Annotated in this window: 18 protein-coding genes; 8 read left to right on the top strand and 10 right to left on the bottom strand. The window is 65.6% G+C overall.

Features of this window, described 5'->3' with window-relative positions:
* Nucleotides 1–26 precede the first annotated feature (26 nt).
* From fba to HZZ13_RS07535, 4 genes are read right to left on the bottom strand one after another with little or no spacing between them, the layout of a single operon-like run.
* Entirely contained in the window at nt 27–1,112 is a 1,086-nt protein-coding gene (gene fba / locus HZZ13_RS07520; RefSeq protein ID WP_197959007.1) for a class II fructose-bisphosphate aldolase, read from the bottom strand.
* Nucleotides 1,113–1,123: 11 nt separating this feature from the next.
* Nucleotides 1,124–3,142, bottom strand: a complete 2,019-nt coding sequence (gene tkt, locus HZZ13_RS07525; RefSeq protein ID WP_197959008.1) for a transketolase — start codon at nt 3,140–3,142, stop codon at nt 1,124–1,126.
* 16 nt (nt 3,143–3,158) lie between these two features.
* Nucleotides 3,159–4,034 (bottom strand): phosphoribulokinase, encoded by an 876-nt coding sequence (locus HZZ13_RS07530; RefSeq protein WP_197959009.1) that lies wholly within the window; start codon nt 4,032–4,034, stop codon nt 3,159–3,161.
* A 12-nt stretch (nt 4,035–4,046) separates the two neighbouring features.
* Nucleotides 4,047–5,084: a class 1 fructose-bisphosphatase gene (locus HZZ13_RS07535; protein WP_197959010.1), complete on the bottom strand. Its 1,038-nt coding sequence runs from the start codon at nt 5,082–5,084 to the stop codon at nt 4,047–4,049.
* A gap of 118 nt (nt 5,085–5,202) precedes the next feature.
* Here HZZ13_RS07535 and HZZ13_RS07540 point away from each other — a divergent pair, with 118 nt between their 5' ends.
* On the top strand, nt 5,203–6,180 hold the full coding sequence (locus HZZ13_RS07540; protein WP_197959011.1) for a LysR family transcriptional regulator: 978 nt from the start codon (nt 5,203–5,205) through the stop codon (nt 6,178–6,180).
* A gap of 242 nt (nt 6,181–6,422) precedes the next feature.
* Here HZZ13_RS07540 and HZZ13_RS07545 read toward each other — a convergent pair whose 3' ends face one another.
* The 3 genes from HZZ13_RS07545 to HZZ13_RS07555 form a co-directional block, all read right to left on the bottom strand.
* Nucleotides 6,423–6,620, bottom strand: a complete 198-nt coding sequence (locus tag HZZ13_RS07545) for a hypothetical protein (protein WP_197959012.1) — start codon at nt 6,618–6,620, stop codon at nt 6,423–6,425.
* A 129-nt stretch (nt 6,621–6,749) separates the two neighbouring features.
* The gene (locus HZZ13_RS07550; RefSeq protein WP_197959013.1) at nt 6,750–7,169 is read right to left on the bottom strand and encodes a DUF4118 domain-containing protein; all 420 of its coding nucleotides are present in this window, start codon (nt 7,167–7,169) and stop codon (nt 6,750–6,752) included.
* A 1,046-nt stretch (nt 7,170–8,215) separates the two neighbouring features.
* The gene (locus tag HZZ13_RS07555; RefSeq protein ID WP_197959014.1) at nt 8,216–8,620 is read right to left on the bottom strand and encodes a hypothetical protein; all 405 of its coding nucleotides are present in this window, start codon (nt 8,618–8,620) and stop codon (nt 8,216–8,218) included.
* A gap of 289 nt (nt 8,621–8,909) precedes the next feature.
* Between HZZ13_RS07555 and HZZ13_RS07560 the strand changes: the two genes are divergently transcribed.
* A complete protein-coding gene (locus tag HZZ13_RS07560; RefSeq protein WP_197959015.1) occupies nt 8,910–9,161 on the top strand; it encodes a DUF2798 domain-containing protein in 252 nt (83 codons plus the stop codon).
* A 6-nt stretch (nt 9,162–9,167) separates the two neighbouring features.
* Here the strand turns inward: HZZ13_RS07560 and HZZ13_RS07565 are convergent, their stop codons facing one another.
* Nucleotides 9,168–10,955, bottom strand: a complete 1,788-nt coding sequence (locus HZZ13_RS07565; RefSeq protein WP_197959016.1) for a chloride channel protein — start codon at nt 10,953–10,955, stop codon at nt 9,168–9,170.
* A 16-nt stretch (nt 10,956–10,971) separates the two neighbouring features.
* Nucleotides 10,972–11,625, bottom strand: coding sequence for an L-fuculose-phosphate aldolase (locus tag HZZ13_RS07570; protein WP_197959017.1), 654 nt, complete (start codon nt 11,623–11,625; stop codon nt 10,972–10,974).
* 216 nt (nt 11,626–11,841) lie between these two features.
* On the opposite strand from HZZ13_RS07570, the gene HZZ13_RS37170 reads away from it, so the two are divergent.
* From HZZ13_RS37170 to HZZ13_RS07600, 6 genes are all read left to right on the top strand, one after another.
* Nucleotides 11,842–12,180 carry a gamma-glutamyl-gamma-aminobutyrate hydrolase family protein gene (locus tag HZZ13_RS37170; RefSeq protein WP_311972609.1) on the top strand — a complete coding sequence of 113 codons (339 nt, stop codon included), beginning with the start codon at nt 11,842–11,844 and terminating at the stop codon, nt 12,178–12,180.
* Nucleotides 12,181–12,364: 184 nt separating this feature from the next.
* Nucleotides 12,365–12,571 (top strand): hypothetical protein, encoded by a 207-nt coding sequence (locus HZZ13_RS07580; protein WP_197949780.1) that lies wholly within the window; start codon nt 12,365–12,367, stop codon nt 12,569–12,571.
* A 103-nt stretch (nt 12,572–12,674) separates the two neighbouring features.
* The gene (locus HZZ13_RS07585) at nt 12,675–13,241 is read left to right on the top strand and encodes a YciE/YciF ferroxidase family protein (RefSeq protein ID WP_197959018.1); all 567 of its coding nucleotides are present in this window, start codon (nt 12,675–12,677) and stop codon (nt 13,239–13,241) included.
* Between the two features lie 168 nt (nt 13,242–13,409).
* Nucleotides 13,410–13,793 carry an Hsp20/alpha crystallin family protein gene (locus HZZ13_RS07590; RefSeq protein ID WP_024342525.1) on the top strand — a complete coding sequence of 128 codons (384 nt, stop codon included), beginning with the start codon at nt 13,410–13,412 and terminating at the stop codon, nt 13,791–13,793.
* An 8-nt stretch (nt 13,794–13,801) separates the two neighbouring features.
* Nucleotides 13,802–16,180, top strand: a complete 2,379-nt coding sequence (gene lon / locus HZZ13_RS07595; protein ID WP_197959019.1) for an endopeptidase La — start codon at nt 13,802–13,804, stop codon at nt 16,178–16,180.
* On the top strand, nt 16,177–16,341 hold the full coding sequence (locus HZZ13_RS07600; protein ID WP_197959192.1) for a hypothetical protein: 165 nt from the start codon (nt 16,177–16,179) through the stop codon (nt 16,339–16,341). Before lon ends, HZZ13_RS07600 begins: the two co-directional genes overlap by 4 nt.
* A gap of 70 nt (nt 16,342–16,411) precedes the next feature.
* Here HZZ13_RS07600 and HZZ13_RS07605 read toward each other — a convergent pair whose 3' ends face one another.
* Nucleotides 16,412–16,714, bottom strand: a complete 303-nt coding sequence (locus tag HZZ13_RS07605; protein WP_018320691.1) for an HU family DNA-binding protein — start codon at nt 16,712–16,714, stop codon at nt 16,412–16,414.
* Nucleotides 16,715–17,025: the final 311 nt, after the last annotated feature.

Genomic DNA, 17,025 nt, shown 5'->3' on the forward strand with positions numbered 1-17,025 from the left:
CTCTCTTATCTGCTCTTTCTGATCGACTAGGCAGCCACGGATTCGCGGGCGTCGACGCGCGGATCGAGCTCGCCGGCGCGATAGCGACGCGCCATCTCGCTCATCGGAATGACCTTGATCTTGCTGGCGTGGCCTGCGGTGCCGAACTGCTCGAAGCGCTCGCGGCACAATTCGCGCATTGCGTCCATCGCCGGCTTCAGGAACTTGCGCGGATCGAACTCGGAGCGCGCTTCCGCCGCCACCTTCCGGAACACCGCGGTCATCGCCAGCCGGCAATCGGTGTCGATATTGACCTTGCGCACGCCGCTCCGGATGCCGCGAACGATCTCCTCGACCGGCACGCCCCAGGTCTGCGGCATCTCACCGCCGAACTGGTTGAACATGTCCTGAAGCGGCTGCGGCACCGAGGAGGAGCCGTGCATGACCAGATGCGTGTTCGGCAGGCGGCGGTGGATCTCCTCGACCACCCGCATCGCCAGGATGTCGCCATCAGGCTTGCGGCTGAACTTGTAGGCGCCGTGCGAGGTGCCCATCGCGATGGCGAGCGCATCGACCTTGGTGGCGCGAACGAAGTCGACCGCCTGATCGGGATCTGTCAGGAGCTGGTCGTGGCTGACCTTGCCCTCGACGCCATGACCATCCTCCTGCTCGCCACCGCCATGTTCGAGCGAGCCGAGCACACCGAGCTCGCCTTCGACGGAAGCGCCGACCCAATGGGCGAGATCGACGACGCGGCGCGTGATGGCGACGTTGTAGTCGTAATCGGCGGCGGTCTTGGCGTCGGCCTTGAGCGAGCCGTCCATCATCACCGAGGTGAAGCCATGGGCGATGGCGGACGCGCAGGTCGCCTCGTCATTGCCGTGGTCCTGGTGCATGCAGAGCGGAATGTCCGGATAGGTCCGCTCCAGGGCGTCGATCATGTGCGAGAGCACGAGATCGCCGGCATAGCTGCGCGCGCCGCGCGAGGCCTGGATGATGACGGGCGCATCGACCGCGGCCGCCGCCTGCATGATCGCGATGCCCTGCTCCATGTTGTTGATGTTGAATGCCGGCACGGCGTAGCCGTGGTTGGCAGCGTGATCGAGCAATTGGCGAAGGGTGATACGGGCCAAGGGTCGTTCTCCTATTGGCTGTTGCGGGCGATCGCCCGGCGGGCGGCTGCCGCAATGCTTTGCGATGTGATGCCGAATTCGCGGTACAACACCGGGGCGGGAGCCGAGGCGCCGAAGCCGCGCATGCCGACGAACTCACCGTCGGCGCCGATCCAGCGATGCCAGTCGCCGGCGACAGCGGCCTCGACACCGACACGCGGCGCGGTGCCGAGTACGGCGGCGCGGTAATCGTCCGGCTGCTCCTCGAACAGTGCGAAGCACGGTGCCGAGACCACGGCGGCACGAACGTGCTCGGTCGCGAGCAGGCGCGCGGCTTCCAGCGCGATCGAGACTTCCGAGCCGGTTGCGATGAGCGTCACGTCGCGGCCGCCATCCGGCGACACGACGAGATAGGCACCGTTCGCGACGCGGTTTCTGCCGCGCGCATCGCTGCGGAATGTCGGCAAGGCCTGCCGCGACAGGCACAGCACTGAGGGGCGATGCTCCGCCGCGAGCGCGCAGTCCCAGGCCTCCAGCGTCTCCACGGCGTCGGCGGGACGGAACACGAGCAGGTTCGGAATCACACGTAGCGCGGCGAGATGCTCGACCGGTTGATGTGTCGGTCCGTCCTCGCCGAGGCCGATGGAGTCGTGCGTCATCACGTGGATGACGCGCAGCCGCATCAGGGCCGCAAGCCGGATCGCCGGCCGGCTGTAATCGGAGAACGCGAGGAACGTGCCGCCATAGGGGATGAAGCCGCCATGCAGCGCAAGGCCGTTCATCGCCGCAGCCATGCCGTGCTCGCGAATGCCGTAGTGGATGTAGTCGCCGGCGAACTTGCCACTTCTGACCGGCGCCTGCGCCTTGGCATGCGTCAGGTTCGAATGGGTGAGGTCCGCGGAGCCGCCGACCAGCCCGGGAATCGTCCCGGTGATGGCGTCGAGCACCTGTTGCGAGGCCTGCCGCGTCGCGAGCTTCGGCCGCTCACCGGCAAAGCGCTCACGCAATTTCGCCGCGGCCAGCGCATACGAAGCCGGCAGAGCCGCGGCCTTGCCCGCGACGAACAGATCGCGTTGCTCTGGCGTCGCATCTTCGTAGCGATCGAGCCAGGCGAGGCGGTCGACCTGCCCGCGCTGCCCGATCATCCGCCACGCCTTGAGCACCGGGATCGGCACCACGAAGGGCTGATAGTCCCAGCCGAGATTCCGGCGCGCCGCCGCCGTCTGCTCGGTGCCGAGCGGCGCGCCATGCGCCTTCTCGGTGCCCTGCCTATCAGGCGCGCCATAGCCGATGATGGTGCGACAGGCGATTAGCGACGGCTTTGCGGTCTCCCGCTCCTCCGCTATCGCTTGCGCCACCGCCTCGGGATCATGCCCGTCGACGCGGCGCACCGACCAGCCGGAGGCAGCGCAACGTGCGAGCTGATCGTCCGACGTCGCGAGCGAGGTCGGACCATCGATGGAGATGCCGTTGTCGTCGAACAGCACGATCAGCCGGCCGAGCCCGAGATGGCCGGCCAGCGAGATCGCCTCCTGGCTGATGCCTTCCATCAGGCAGCCATCGCCCGCGATGACATAGGTGAAGTGATCGACGAGCCGGTCGCCATGCCGCGCGTTCGCCATCCGCTCGGCGAGCGCCATGCCGACCGCGGTCGCAATGCCCTGGCCGAGCGGTCCGGTCGTGGTTTCGACACCAGGCGTATGGCCATATTCGGGATGGCCCGGCGTCTTCGAGCCCCACTGCCTGAAGGCCTTGATGTCATCGAGGCTGACGTCGCCGCCGGTGAGATGCAGCAGCGCATAGAGCAGCATCGAACCGTGCCCCGCCGACAGCACGAAGCGGTCGCGGTCCGGCCAATTGGGATGCGCGGAGTCGAATTTCAGGAAACGCGAGAACAGCACGGTCGCGACGTCGGCCATACCCATGGGCAGGCCGGGATGGCCGGACTGCGCTGCTTCGATGGCGTCGACTGCAAGGAAGCGGACGGCATTGGCGAGATCGTTGTGCGTGACCGCACTGAGGTCGGCTTCGGCATGGACGGAGATGTTCATCGGAGTCTCTCCCTGTTCACTTCAGGCTGCGCTTGCGCTCGATCAGCTGCATGATCAGCGGGGTCAGGATCAGCTGCATCGCAAGGTCCAGCTTCGCGCCCGGGCACACGATCGAATTGGCCCGCGACATCCAGCTCTGCGGCAGCATCGAGAGCAGATAGGGAAAGTCGATACCGCGCGGATTCTTGAAGCGGATCACCACCATCGATTCGTCCGGCGTCGGAATCCAGCGCGCGATGAACGGATTGGAGGTGTCCACCGTCGGCACACGCTGGAAGTTGATGTCGGTCTCGGTGAATTGCGGGCAGATGTAGTGGATGTAGTCGGGCATCCGCCGCAGGATGGTGTCGGTGACCGCCTCGGTCGAATAGCCGCGCGCGCTACGGTCGCGGTGCAGCTTCTGGATCCATTCGAGATTGATGACGGGCACGACGCCGATCTTGAGATCGGCATAGCGCGCGACGTTCACCTTGTCGGTGACCACGGCGCCGTGCAGGCCCTCATAGAACAACAGGTCGGAATTCTCCGGCAGCTGCTTCCAGTCGGTGAAGGTGCCTGGTGCCGCGCCATGCAGCGCCGATTCCTCGGCATCGTGGACATAGTGCCGCGTCACCGCGGTGCCGGTCTCGCCGTAGTCGCGGAACGCGCGCTCCAGCTCCTCGAACAGGTTGGTCTCGGGGCTGAAATGGCTGAAATGCCTGTTGCCGCGCTCGGCCTCCTTCGCCATCTGCGCACGCATCTCGGCGCGGTCATAGCGGTGGAAGGCGTCGCCCTCGATGTAGACGGCGTTGACCTTCTCGCGGAAAAAGATCTGCTCGAAGGTCTTCTTGACCGACGTGGTGCCGGCGCCGGAGGAACCGGTGATGGAGATGATCGGATGCTTCCTGGACATGGGACGCCTCGCTCAGAGCCGGAAGAATCCGCGCCGCGCGAACAGCGGCGCCGAGACGCTGGCGACCAGCAGCGGATCGCAATGCAGCTCCTCGGCGCGCCGCACCTCGTTGCTCGAGCCCATGATCAGCGGCACGCGCTGGTGCAGGCTCTGCGCTGACAGCTCGAGGACGCGCTCGCGCCCGGTCGAGGCCGAGCCGCCGGCCTGCTCGATGATCATCGCCATCGGGTGTGCCTCGTAGACGAGGCGCAGGCGGCCGTCGCCGTAGCCGGGCCGCGCATCGGATGGATAGAGGAACACGCCGCCGCGGGTGAGGATGCGATAGGCCTCCGCGACCAGCGAGCCGATCCAGCGCATGTTGAAATCGTGGTTGGCCGGCCCTTCGACGCCGGCGAGGCACTCGTCGATGAAGGCGCGCACCGGCGGGTCCCAGTGCCGGCGGTTCGACGCGTTGATCGCGAACTCCTCGCAGGTCTCGGAGATCTGCACGGCGCTGCGCGCGAGGCGGAAGCAGCCCGCCTTGCGATCGAGCGTGAAGATGTCGACGCCGTCGCCGAGCGTCAGCACCAGCGAGGTCTGCGGGCCGTAGGTGACGAAGCCCGCCGCGAGCTGCGCCGAGCCGCGCTGCTGAAAGGCGAGCGAGAGATCATCGGGGGCCGGCAGGATCGAGAAGATGGTGCCGACGGTCATGTTGATGTCGATGTTGGAGGAGCCGTCGAGCGGATCGATCGCGATGCAGATGCGCCCGTGACGGTCGACGATCTGGGCCTCGCGCATCTCCTCCGACGCCAGCGCGGCGATCGGCAGCCGGCCGAGGCAGCGGCGCAGGATGGCGTCGGCGTGGACGTCGAGGTCGCGTTGGAGGTCGCCGTCGCTGTTGCGCCCGGTGGTCAGGCCCGAGGCGTCGGCGAGATCGCCGCTGGCGATGAGACCGGCAATCTCGATGGCCGCGGTCGCGATGGCGTCGACCGCGGCTGCCACGGCCAGCGCATGCGGCGCGGTCTCTGTATACCGTTGAAGGTGGTCGTCCAGCCTGAGTTGCCCGATCATCTGCGTCCATCCCCTTTGCCGGTGCCGCATCCATTCCCTCCCCGGTGGAGGCAGGTCGGTCAGTGCCGGCATCAGGAGATTGACAGGGGCTGCCTAATAAGGAAAATTTCTATTCATAATGGCTCTCAAAGAATTTTCTTATAATGGCGCCGGCCATGCAGCGGCCCAGCTCCGGCATCTGACGATCCGGCAGCTGCGCTCGCTCGCGGCGCTCTCGGCCAAGGGCAGCGTGACGGCGGCCTCCAGCCATCTCGGGCTGACCCAGCCGGCCGTGACCCAGCAGCTGCGGCAGTTGCAGGACCTCGCCGGCCTGCCCCTGGTGCAGCGGACCGGCGAGGGCATGCTGCTGACCGAAGCCGGAAAGGAGGTGCTGGCGCTGGCCGAACGGGTCGAGGCCGCGATCACGGATTGCCAGGGGGCACTCGACCTGCTTGCGGGGCGGACCGGCGGCACGGTGCATCTCGGCGCGGTCTCGACCGCGAAATATTTCGTCCCGCATGCGATCGCGGCGTTCTCCAAGCGCTACCCCAAGATCGAGATCAAGCTGACCATCGGCAATCGCGAGGAGATCCGCGAGGCCATGCACGGCTACGATCTCGACTTCGCGGTGATGGGTCGGCCGCCGGCCGACGTCACCGTCGACGTCCGCCAGCTCGGACGCAACCCGCACATCATCGTCGCGCGCAAGGGACATTGGCTTGAGAAGGATTCCGGCCTCAACCTGACCGACCTCGTGCACGAGACCTTCCTCACCCGCGAGCCCGGCTCGGGCACGCGGACGTTGATGGAGGGCATGTTCCAGAAATCGGATCTCGAGCCGATCATCGGCATGGAGATGAGCAGCAACGAGACCATCAAGCAGGCGGTCATCGCCGGCCTCGGCATCGCCTTCATCTCGGCCCACACCGTGGCGCATGAGCTCGCCGAGGGCCGGCTTGTCGTGCTCGACGTCGCGGGCCTGCCGATCGTACGGCAATGGTACGTGATCCGCCGCAGCGACAAGGTGCTGCTGCCGCCCGCGCAGGCGATGTTCGATTTTCTCGGCTCGGAAGGCTCGAATTATCTGCCCGACGTGCCCGAGCTCGGCGGGCGATAGAAGGCCCTCGCTCAGCTCATCAGCTTCATGGCGATGGTCGCCGCCAGCACCACGATGATCTGGAGCAGGCGCTCCGTCGTGAAGATGCGGTTGAAGGTGGTCATCGCGTGCCCCGGCCGACGTGAAGAATGTCTCGATCGGCCCGTTGCTAGCACAGAAGGGCGCGGACGCAACTCCGTAATCGGCCCGTGGGTGATCGCGCCTGCGGCAGGCCGGTTCACGGCCGCGCAGACGGTTAACGGTCAGGCCGCGAGCGGGGCGGCGTGGTCCGCGCGCGAGGCGAAATAGGCTTCCAGCTCCGACAGTGCCCGCGCTTCCCACTCCCTCGCCTGCTCCAGCAGCGACCAGCTCTGGCCCGGGCGGAACGCTGCAGTCTGGCGATAGAGCGATGCGATGCCGCGGTAGCGGCGCACGTTCTCCAGGATGGCGTGACCGTTCATGTGCGAAAACTCCCTCGTCATTCCCGCGGGAGAAACTGCGGCCAAATCTTTTTCGAAAAGTTAGCGGCGCGCGGCAAGTTCGCGGATGGTTGCCGGACTGTTGCGCGGGCGCAACGCGCGCAGCGCGATCTATTGCGGATTCGTTGCCGCGCTCTCGCCCGAAGGCTTCAGCCCGCCGTTTCTGACCATCGTCACCGTCGCGCGGCAGAGATCGGCAAGGCCGATCAGGAGGACGGCGAGAAGACAGAACAGGTTGATGGAATCGGCATGCGCGCTGGTCAGCGCATTGAACTCGAAGAACGGTGGGATGAACGCCCACCACACCAGCGGCACGGTGAGCAGCGCGGCGAACGCCGCCGCCGGTGCGCCCGTCATCAGCGCAAGCCCGAACAGGCCGGGCAGGAAGGCTGCGAAATAAAGCTTTGCGCCGAGCAGGACGCAGAGGCCCTGAATTACGGCCGACACCGCGACGACGGCGAGCCCGAGCAGAAACGCCTGCCACGACCACGGCCCTAGCCGCGGCACCCCAAACAGCCCCGCACGTTTCATCAGCCTCCCCCCGCCGCCCGTTAACCCGGTGCGTTTGCGACGAAAGTACTACAACCGCAACCAGTCCGCGAGATCGAAATTGCGGTGCTACGCGATTGGTAAACGAACGGCATCGCCGCGCGCCCTGAACGCCGGTATGCTCATGCCGCGATGCCACCGCCGCGCTACACGCCGGGGCACGATCGAGAGTTTGGCTCCCGCCCTCTCCGCCCGTCATTGCAAGGAGCTCGCGATAAAATTGCGTAGCAATTTGCGTAGATGCGATGAGGCAATCCAGAATCCGCCGCGGAAAGACTCTGGATCGCTTCCGTCTTCGCCAAAGGCTTCGGCGGACAAGTCGCTGCGCTCGCATCTCGCCTGCAGACATGCCTTCGCATCCTCGCGGCGCAATTCGCCCGAGCTTTGCTTGGTCTCGCCGCCCTCTTGAGCCAAGGGGGCACAGGGAAGGCCGGGTGCCGGCGGCACCCGCGGTCCGCTGCGCAAAGGTGCACGCAGGAAGAACCGCACAGCAGCATACAGGTGAAGCCCAACACACGGCCTTCCCTGCGCGATGGTCGGACGGCTTATGCCGCGCTCTCCCGGGAGCCGAGTTCGTTCTGGCCTCCCTCACTCTCACGAAAGTCGCCGGCACCGCGCCGGTTGACGCGAGAAGCCGCATTCGCCAGAGCTTGACCGTAGCAACGACGGCCAGGACCACACGGTTTTGCCGTACGCGCGGCTCGTTGGCGCCGCAGGGTTCGACGGCGTGGTGCACGTTGCCATCGAAATGCCGGCGCGACGAACCGGACAGCGCCGCTCGTCCGTACGAAGCCTTCGGGCTCACGGAGAGCAATCCGCCCCGCCCTCAGGCTCTCGTACACGACGCTGCCGCGTCCACCGCAAGCCCGGCTCGCGACAATGACGACCGCATGATCGCCCCTCGAGAATGAGCCGGGATAAGCGACACATACGATATTTCCGAATTTCGGTAAAGCGGAATATTTTCCCGTGAGCTGGTTGACAATCCGCGAAACACCGCCGGTCCGGCAGTTGCCGGCTCCAGCCGCTCAGTATGGTGCGTAACGATAGCCCGGATCGTAATAATAGGGACCGCCGCCGTAGTAGCCGGGACCGCCGTAGTAAGGACGCGGGCCATAGCCATAGTAATAGCGGTTTTCATAATATTCCTGGCGGCGGCTTTCGGCGATCGCGCCTCCGATCAGACCTGCCGCCAGGCCCATGAAGGCGAGACCTGCGGCATTCGGCCCGCGTCGATAGTAATGGCGACGCCGGTGTGCGCTGAAATCGGTGACGTCGGAGGCAGCCTCGCCGACAACGGCCGCCTTGGCGGCCGGTGTCCCGGCCGACGCCGCTGCGGAGGGGGATGCGGAAGCCGCAATCAGGGCGAGGCTTGCAAGCGCGACCACGATCGTGTTGCGGCCGGCTGCTGAAATCAAGGGTCCAATACTCATTCTTGAATTCCTCTCTTCTCGCCCCAAAGAGACGTAAGCAAGCGATCTATAATCCGCAAACCACTGAAATGGTTTCATGATCGCGGCGATCTGCCACGCTTTGAACGATTGTAAACCGAACGATCAGATCCAACTTGAACCATCCAACCTGAGCGGATAATGAACAGCCGCGCCGTTTTTCGGTCGCCGTAAGCGTTTCACGTGAACCAACGCATCAACCGACGCCGTCGGGATCGATGCCATTTTCGGGTTCAACGTGATCGACGCGTCCTTTTCCAAGAGAAACCAGATGATTGTGGTTCGCAAACTGCCGGCGCGCTATGCGCCGATCGTAATGCCATTCGTGTTGTCCATCCTCATGACGGCGGTGGTGTCGGTCATTTCGACGCTGCGGAGCCTGGGGGCAACGCCGGCGTTCCTGGCGACCTGGCCGGGTGCCTGGGGGCTGTCCTGGCTCGTCGCCTTCCCGACCCTGCTCGTGGTGCTGCCGCTGGTCCGCCGGATCGTGGCTTGGCTCGTCGCAGCGCCACCCGGCCGCTAGCCGCGCTTACGACAGCGCCCCCAGCACGCCTCTCGTCGCCTTGTCGATCTCCTCGACATAGCGGCGACGGGCGAAGTTCTCGGTCAGGAAGCCGACCACCTTGCGGCTGTCGGTGGAATCGACCACCGCCAGCATCTCGGCCTCGGCCTCGTCGAACACCGCCATGGCCGACTTCACGTTCATTTCTGGGATCAGCACGATGTCGATCAGGCGGGCGAGCTCGATCACCTGGATGTCGTCGGCGATGGTGTCGAGATCGTTGGAGAACAGATCCGGCAGCAGGACGAGGCCGACATATTCGTCAGCATTGTTGACGATGACGATTCCCGGCCGCGAGCCGAGCGCGAACTCGCGGCGCGCGGCGGCGATCGTCGTGGTCGACGGCACCTTGCCGACGTCCGAGCGCATCAGCCGCTCGACCGTGAGATTGCGCAGCCAGCCGACGTCGTTGGCGCTGCGGATGGTCTCGCCGCGCAGATGCAGGCGCCAGGTCGAGAAGGAATGGCCGAACATGAAGCGCACGCAGATCGAGGTCACGATGCAGCCGGCCAGCACCACGGCCGTGACGTCGACGTTGCGGGTCATCTCCAGCACCAGGAACGACATGGTGAGAGGACCGCCGACGATGGCGACGCCGAGCGTCGCCATGCCGGTCAGCATCGCCACCAGCGGATCGATCGCGAAGTTCGGGCTGATGAGCAGCAGCACCGCGGCAAAGAACTTTCCGATCAGGCTGCCGACGAACAGCGAAGCGAAGAACAGGCCGCCGCGGAAGCCCGAGGCGAGCGAGATCAGGCAGGCCGTCACCTTCAAGGCGATGATCAGCGCGATCAGGCCGACCGTCATGTCGTGGAAGAGATCGAGCACCATGGCGCCATGGCCTGCTGCGAGAACCTGCGGCGTGACGATGGCGAATCCGCCGACGATGAGGCCGCCGATCACCGGACGCAGCCAGACCGGCATCCAGGCGAACAGCCGCTCGAACATCGGCGAGGAGCGCATCACGGCGATGCCGACGCCGCTGGTCATGAGGGCGAGCCCGATCAGCGCCAGATATTGCTCGACACCGACGGCACTGACCTTGGGGACCTCCAATGAATAGGGCGCGCCGCCGAGCCATTGCGCGGTCAGGGCGCCCGCCAGCGAGGCTGCCAGGATCGGCGCTGCGCTGCCGACCGCATAGACGCCGACGATCAGCTCGCAGGCGTAGAAGGCACCGGTGATCGGCGCGCCGAATGCCGCTGCGATCGCCGCCGCGGCCCCGCAACCGACCATCAGGCGCAGATCGTTGCGGCGGAGATTGAAGAATTTGCCGAGCAGCGAGGCGATGCCGGAGCCGATCTGGGTGTAGCCGGCCTCGAGGCCGACCGAGGCGCCGCAGCCGTTCGAGATCAGGGTCTGGCTCGACACCACCACGCTGTCGCGCATCGACAGATTGCCGCCGCGCAGCGCATTCGCCTCGATCGGGTCTACCGCGTTCGAGATCTTCATGCGCCGCCGCGACCATTCCATGATGCCGAGCGAGAGCCCGCCGAGCGCAGGCGCGATCAGTGCCGCCCACGGACTGACGCTGGCGTGAGCCGACAGGTGGACGTCGATGGGGATTCCGTAGATCACCACATGCGCGATCTGCGCGACGACGGCCATCAGCGTCACGACCGCCCCGGCGAGCGTGCCGATCACCAGCGCCAGCGGGATCAGGTAGAACTCGTTGCTGCGCAACAGGGCGCGCAGCCGAACCACGGTGCGGTTCGATGCCTTGCGATCGACGAGATGCCTGAACCGCACGAACACCGTCTGCCCCCGCCTCCTAGTCTTCCGACAGGCCGTAGCCGGCCATGCGCTGGCGCACCCGCTCGATCTCATCGCTGGAGAGCAGCGGCGGTTGTCCGATCTGCAGACAGCCGTGATATTGCCGCGCCAACGTCTCGACCTCGACCGCCAGCCACATCGCTTTGTCCAGCGTCTTGCCGATCGCGATCATGCCGTGATGGTCGAGCAGGCAGGCGAGCCGGCCCTCCAGTGCCCGCACCGCATGCTCGGACAGCTCCGCCGTTCCGAACGTCGCGTAGGGCGCGCAGCGGATGCTGTCGCCGCCTGCCGCTGCAATCATGTAATGCACCGGCGGGATCTCCATGCCCATGATCGCCAGGACGGTGCAATAGGTCGGGTGGGCATGCACGACGGCGTTGACGTCGGGCCGTGACTTCAGGATGTCGCGATGGAAGCGCCATTCGCTCGAGGGCTTCTGGTCGGGCGCATGCGAGCCGTCCATGGCCATGAGGACGATCTGGTCCGGACTCATGGCCTCATAGGGCACGCTGGTCGGCGTGACCAGGAGCCCGTCCGCATGCCGGACGCTGATATTGCCCGATGTGCCCTGGTTGATGCCGAGCGCGTTCATGCGCCGGCAGGCGTCGATAATGGCCTGTCGCTTGGCGAGTTCGTCCGCTGTCATCGACATGTCGATTTCCCGTCGAGGGCTTGTTGGACCGAGTTACGTCAAAGCGACATGACAGTGCAAGCGAAAGCGTCCCGTATCCCGTGACACGCCGGCTGAACGGGATAGCACCAGGTTAACAGATTGTCGCGGCTCCAGGGCAGGCAGGTCCCGGATCGGCTGTTCATGTGGGAGCAATAACAAAAGTTAGCGCTGGTGCGGAGACAATGGGATCGAGCAGTGCAATCGCAAAGCAACCATTCCCGACGATTGCCGTTTCACTGTGCATCGGTACACGAACAGAAGCAGCCCAAGCAATTGCACGAGCGCGTCCCAGAATTGATCCGCACGATCCCCTTGCCTGCAGCCGCTGGGCGCTTCGATTGGGGACAAACGCGCAAGGGCGGAGTCCTGCAACAGATCTGCGGCGCGGATTCGATTCAAGTGAATTCGCTGCACAGCTTCCTGATCGCCGATCTCGCACCCGGTCTCGTCGCGGAGGCCGTCGCCGAGGACGGCTCGATCGAGGCCGTCAGCGTCGAGGGCGTGAGCGATTTCGGAACCTTTTCGGCGACGTGACCAAGCTGCGGACCTCCACCGAAGCCGGAGACTTCACCTCCCGGGGCGGCGAGCCGAAGGCGCCCGCGGTGCGGCAACCGCTGACCGACCTGGTCTGACGCCGCAGGCCGCGGCCGCATGGAACGAGGTTTCGGCCGCCGACTTAGCTCACCGTGACAGCAATGGACAATGGTGGAGACCAATCATGAGCGACAGCGGAGTTAGCATGCTGTTGGGCCACGCCTCGGCCCAGATGCTTTGGCTCTGGTTCATCGGCGCGTTCGTGCTCGGCGGGGCCCTCGTTTACGGGGTGATGAAGGCCGGCCATCTGCGCCGCAGCGAGCGCGCACGCCTCGACCGCGCGACGGAAGAGCGCCAGCGTCAGGAAGACCCCTACAAGCGCCCGACCTGAGCGAGCGCCGGTTGCGGTTTGGAACTTTCGTTCTCCGACGGCTTTGATCGCCCGAGGATTGAGGAAGGCGAGGCCTTCCCGTGTCGCCTCATGAGGAGGACGTATGGCTAAACGAGCGAAGAAACGCACGACCAAGAAGGCCGCGGCGCGCCGGCCGCGGCAGGCGCCGAAGATGCTCAGCGACCTGTTTCTGGAGACGCTGAAGGACATCTATTTCGCCGAGAACAAGATCATCAAGACCCTGCCCAAGATGGCCAAGGCCGCGAATTCGAAGGAGCTTGCGGCCGCGTTCAACAAGCATTTGCGCGAGACCCAGGGCCAGGTCAAACGGCTCGACCAGATCTTCAAGATGCTGGGCAAGCCGGCACGCGGCAAACCCTGCGAGGCCATCAACGGCATTGCCGACGAGGGCGCCGAGATCATGAAGGAGTTCAAGGGGGCGCCGGCGCTCGACGCCGGACTGCTCGCGTCCGCCCAGTCGGTCGAGCATTACGAGATCTCCCGCTACGGCACGCTGCGCACCTGGGCCGAAGAGCTCGGCATGCAGGACGCAGCAAGGCTGCTCCAGGAGACGCTGGACGAGGAAGAGGCGACCGATCGCACGCTGACCGAGCTCGCCACCTCCGTGATCAACCTCCAAGCGGAAGAAGAGTACCGCGCGGCGGCCTGACCGCGCGCTCTGCCAATGAACGGAACGTCGCGGCGACATGCCGCGGCGTTCGCTTGTCTTGATCGCACGAGCGCGCATGGCACATCGGCGCGGCTGCACTGGATTTCCGTACTGGATTTCCGCGGAACCAGCCCCATATGCAGGCTTTCCCACCCCAGAGCCCGCATCATGCAACCCAAAAATCCCCTCGACTGGATGCTGTCTGAAGCCCTGGACTCGCTGACCCGCGCCGATCGCCTGCGCCAGCAGTTCGGCCGCCAGGAAGCGTGCTGGGAGCCGCCGATCGACGTGCTCGAAACCGAGCGTGAGCTTCTGATCCTGGTCGCGCTTCCCGGCGTCAATCCGGACAATGTCGAGACCGTCATCCATGACGGCGTGCTCGTCATCTCGGGCCAGCGCACCCTCCCGCCGGAGCTTCGCAACGCCCGCATCCATCGGCTCGAGCTGCCGCAAGGCCGCTTCGAGCGGCGCATTGCGCTTCCCCTGGGCCGCTACGCCATCAGCCGCTTCGTGATGGACGGCTGCGTCGCACTGCGCCTCGCGAAATCCTGAGGTCGATCATGGCCACCGAACAGATGAACAACGAACAAACCAATAACGACGTGAAGATCCCCGACGACGCGCTGATCATCGTCCCCGTGCGCGAGATGGTGCTGTTTCCCGGCGCCATCGCGCCGATCACGATCGGCCGGGCGAAGTCCATTGCCGCCGCGCAGCAGGCGTTGCGCGAGCAGCGGCCGATCGGCATCGTCCTGCAGCGCAGCCCCGAGACCAATGACCCCGGGCCGGACGACCTCTATAGGGTCGCGACCATCGCCAACATCGTGCGCTACATCACCGCGCCCGACGGCACCCATCACATCGTCTGCCAGGGCGTGCAGCGCGCGCGCATCCTCGATTTCCTGCCAGGCACCCCCTTCCCGGCCGCGCGCATCCAGCAGATCCCCGAGCCGACCACGGCCTCGCCCGAGATCGAGGCCCGCGCCCTGAACCTGCAGCGCCAGGCCATCGAGGCGATCGAGCTGCTGCCGCAGGCGCCGCCCGAGCTCGCCGCGATGTTCCAGGGCACCAGCGCGCCCGGCGCGCTGGCGGATCTGGCGACGTCGTTCATGGACATCAAGCCGCAGGACAAGCAGGAGGTGCTGGAGACCATCGACCTCGCGCTCCGCATGGACAAGGTGTCGAAGCACCTGGCCGAGCGGCTGGAGGTGCTGCGCATTTCCAAGGAGATCGGCCAACAGACCAAGGCCTCCTTCGACGAGCGGCAGCGCGAGGCGATCCTGCGCGAGCAGATGGCGACAATCCAGCGCCAGCTCGGCGAAGGCGACGGCAAGCAGGCCGAAGTCACCGAGCTGACGGCTGCGATTGCCAAGGCCAACATGCCGCCGGAAGCGGAGGCGCATGCCAGGAAGGAGCTGCGCCGCTACGAGCGCATGCCGGAGGCTGCCGGCGAGGCCGGCATGGTCCGCACCTATCTGGACTGGCTGATCGAGCTGCCCTGGGCGCTGCCCGCGGAGAAGCCGATCGACATCAAGGAGGCGCGCGCCATCCTGGATGCCGACCATTTCGGCCTCGAGAAAATCAAGAGCCGGATCATCGAATATCTGGCGGTCCGCAAGCTCGCCCCGCACGGCAAGGCCCCGATCCTGTGCTTCGTCGGCCCGCCCGGCGTCGGCAAGACCTCGCTCGGCCAATCCATCGCACGCGCGATGGATCGCCCGTTCGTGCGCGTCAGCTTGGGCGGCGTGCACGACGAGGCCGAGATCCGCGGCCACCGCCGCACCTATATCGGTGCGCTGCCCGGCAACATCATCCAGGGCATCAAGAAGGCAGGAAGCCGCAACTGCGTCATGATGCTGGACGAGATCGACAAGATGGGCCGCGGCGTGCAGGGCGATCCGTCGGCGGCCATGCTGGAGGTGCTCGACCCCGAGCAGAACGGGACGTTCCGGGACAATTACCTGGGCGTGCCCTTCGACCTGTCGCGCGTCGTGTTCATCGCAACCGCCAACATGCTGGACCAGATCCCAGGTCCGCTGCTGGACCGCATGGAGCTGATCAGCCTCGCCGGCTATACCGAGGACGAGAAGCTGGAGATCGCGCGGCGCTACCTGGTGCGGCGGCAGCTGGAGGCCAACGGCCTCTCGGCCGAGCAGGCCGAGATCGAGGCGGAGGCCTTGAAGCTGATCGTCAAGGGCTACACCCGCGAGGCCGGCGTGCGCAACCTCGAGCGCGAGATCGGCAAGGTGTTCCGGCATGCCGCGGTGCAAGTCGCCGAAGGCACGGCCACGAAGGTCGTGGTGACGGCAAAGGACATCGCCACCGTGCTCGGCCAGCCGCGCTTCGAGGGCGAGATCGCACTGCGCACCAGCGTTCCGGGCGTTGCCACCGGCCTTGCCTGGACGCCGGTCGGCGGTGACATCCTGTTCATCGAAGCCACACGCGTGCCCGGCAAGGGCGGGCTGATCCTGACCGGCCAGCTCGGCGACGTCATGCGCGAGAGCGTGCAGGCTGCGCTGACGCTGGTGAAGAGCCGGGCCTCTCAGCTCGGCATCGATCCGCAAGTGTTCGAGAAAAGCGACATCCACGTTCACGTCCCTGCGGGGGCGACCCCGAAGGACGGTCCGAGCGCCGGGGTAGCGATGTTCACGGCTCTGACCTCCCTGCTCACCAACCGCACGGTGCGCAGCGACACCGCGATGACCGGCGAGATCTCGCTGCGCGGCCTGGTGCTGCCGGTCGGCGGCATCAAGGAGAAGGTGGTGGCTGCGGCTGCTGCCGGCCTGAAGCGGGTGATGCTGCCGGCGCGCAACAAGCGGGATTACGACGACATCCCGAAGAGCGCGCGGGACAACCTCGAATTCGTCTGGCTGGAGCGCGTCGATGAAGCCATCGCCGCGGCGCTCGAGCCGGCTGAAGCCAAGGAAGCGGCGGAGTGAAGGCGATGAAGAAACTGCTGGAAAGAGCGAAGCGATCGCGGAAGACGCAGCGGCTGCGCGAGTTGCTCGATCGCGCCATCGACCGCGTTCGCGATGCGCTGGCAGGACCCGAACCGCGGCTTCAGCCGCTCCCGGTCCGGGTGAAGCGCCGCAAGGGTTGAGCCCTCCGTCTCGAACCCTCGCGGCAGCCCCAGACAAAAGGCCCCCTCGATCGAGGGGGCCTTAGCGTTGTTAGCCCACGGCGTCCTTGGCGGCCTTGACCGGGCGGGCGCGGACGATCTTCCGGGCCGGCTTGGCCTTGAACATCATCTCCTCACCCGTGAACGGGTTGGTGCCCTTGCGCGCCTTGGTCGCGGGCTTCTTGATGACCACGAACTTGGCGAAGCCCGGCACCAGGAACAGGCCGTTCTTCTTGAGCTCCTTGTGGCCGACGTCGGTCAGCGTCTCCATGACGTTCTTGACGTCACGCTTGGAAAGCTCGGTGGCGGTCGCAATCTTTTCGATCAACTGCGATTTGGACATCTGGGTTGGCATCGTGTCTCCTCTGATTCGTTGCCGGTTGCATATTAGACCAACCGTTGAAGGCCTATAGCCTTCTGCACAGTTTTGTCGCGAAATTACGGGCTTTTCTGGCCTGCTGTGACAAAAAACCCTGCTTTTTAGCTACTTCCGGAGTGGAGGAAGCCTCGGGCAGCGGTTTTTGCCTTGTTTCAAAGGCCCGCACGACATCTTGCTAGAACTGATTCGCCGCTTTCGACAAGCGACGACCGGCCTCTTTGTGAAGCAGGCGCGTGTTTCGCCCTGAAAAATAAGGGTCGGATCGCAGGTCGCCGGTCTTCCTCCCC

Origin of the sequence: Bradyrhizobium agreste (assembly GCF_016031625.1) — a bacterium.
In the GTDB taxonomy this organism is placed as follows: domain Bacteria; phylum Pseudomonadota; class Alphaproteobacteria; order Rhizobiales; family Xanthobacteraceae; genus Bradyrhizobium; species Bradyrhizobium agreste.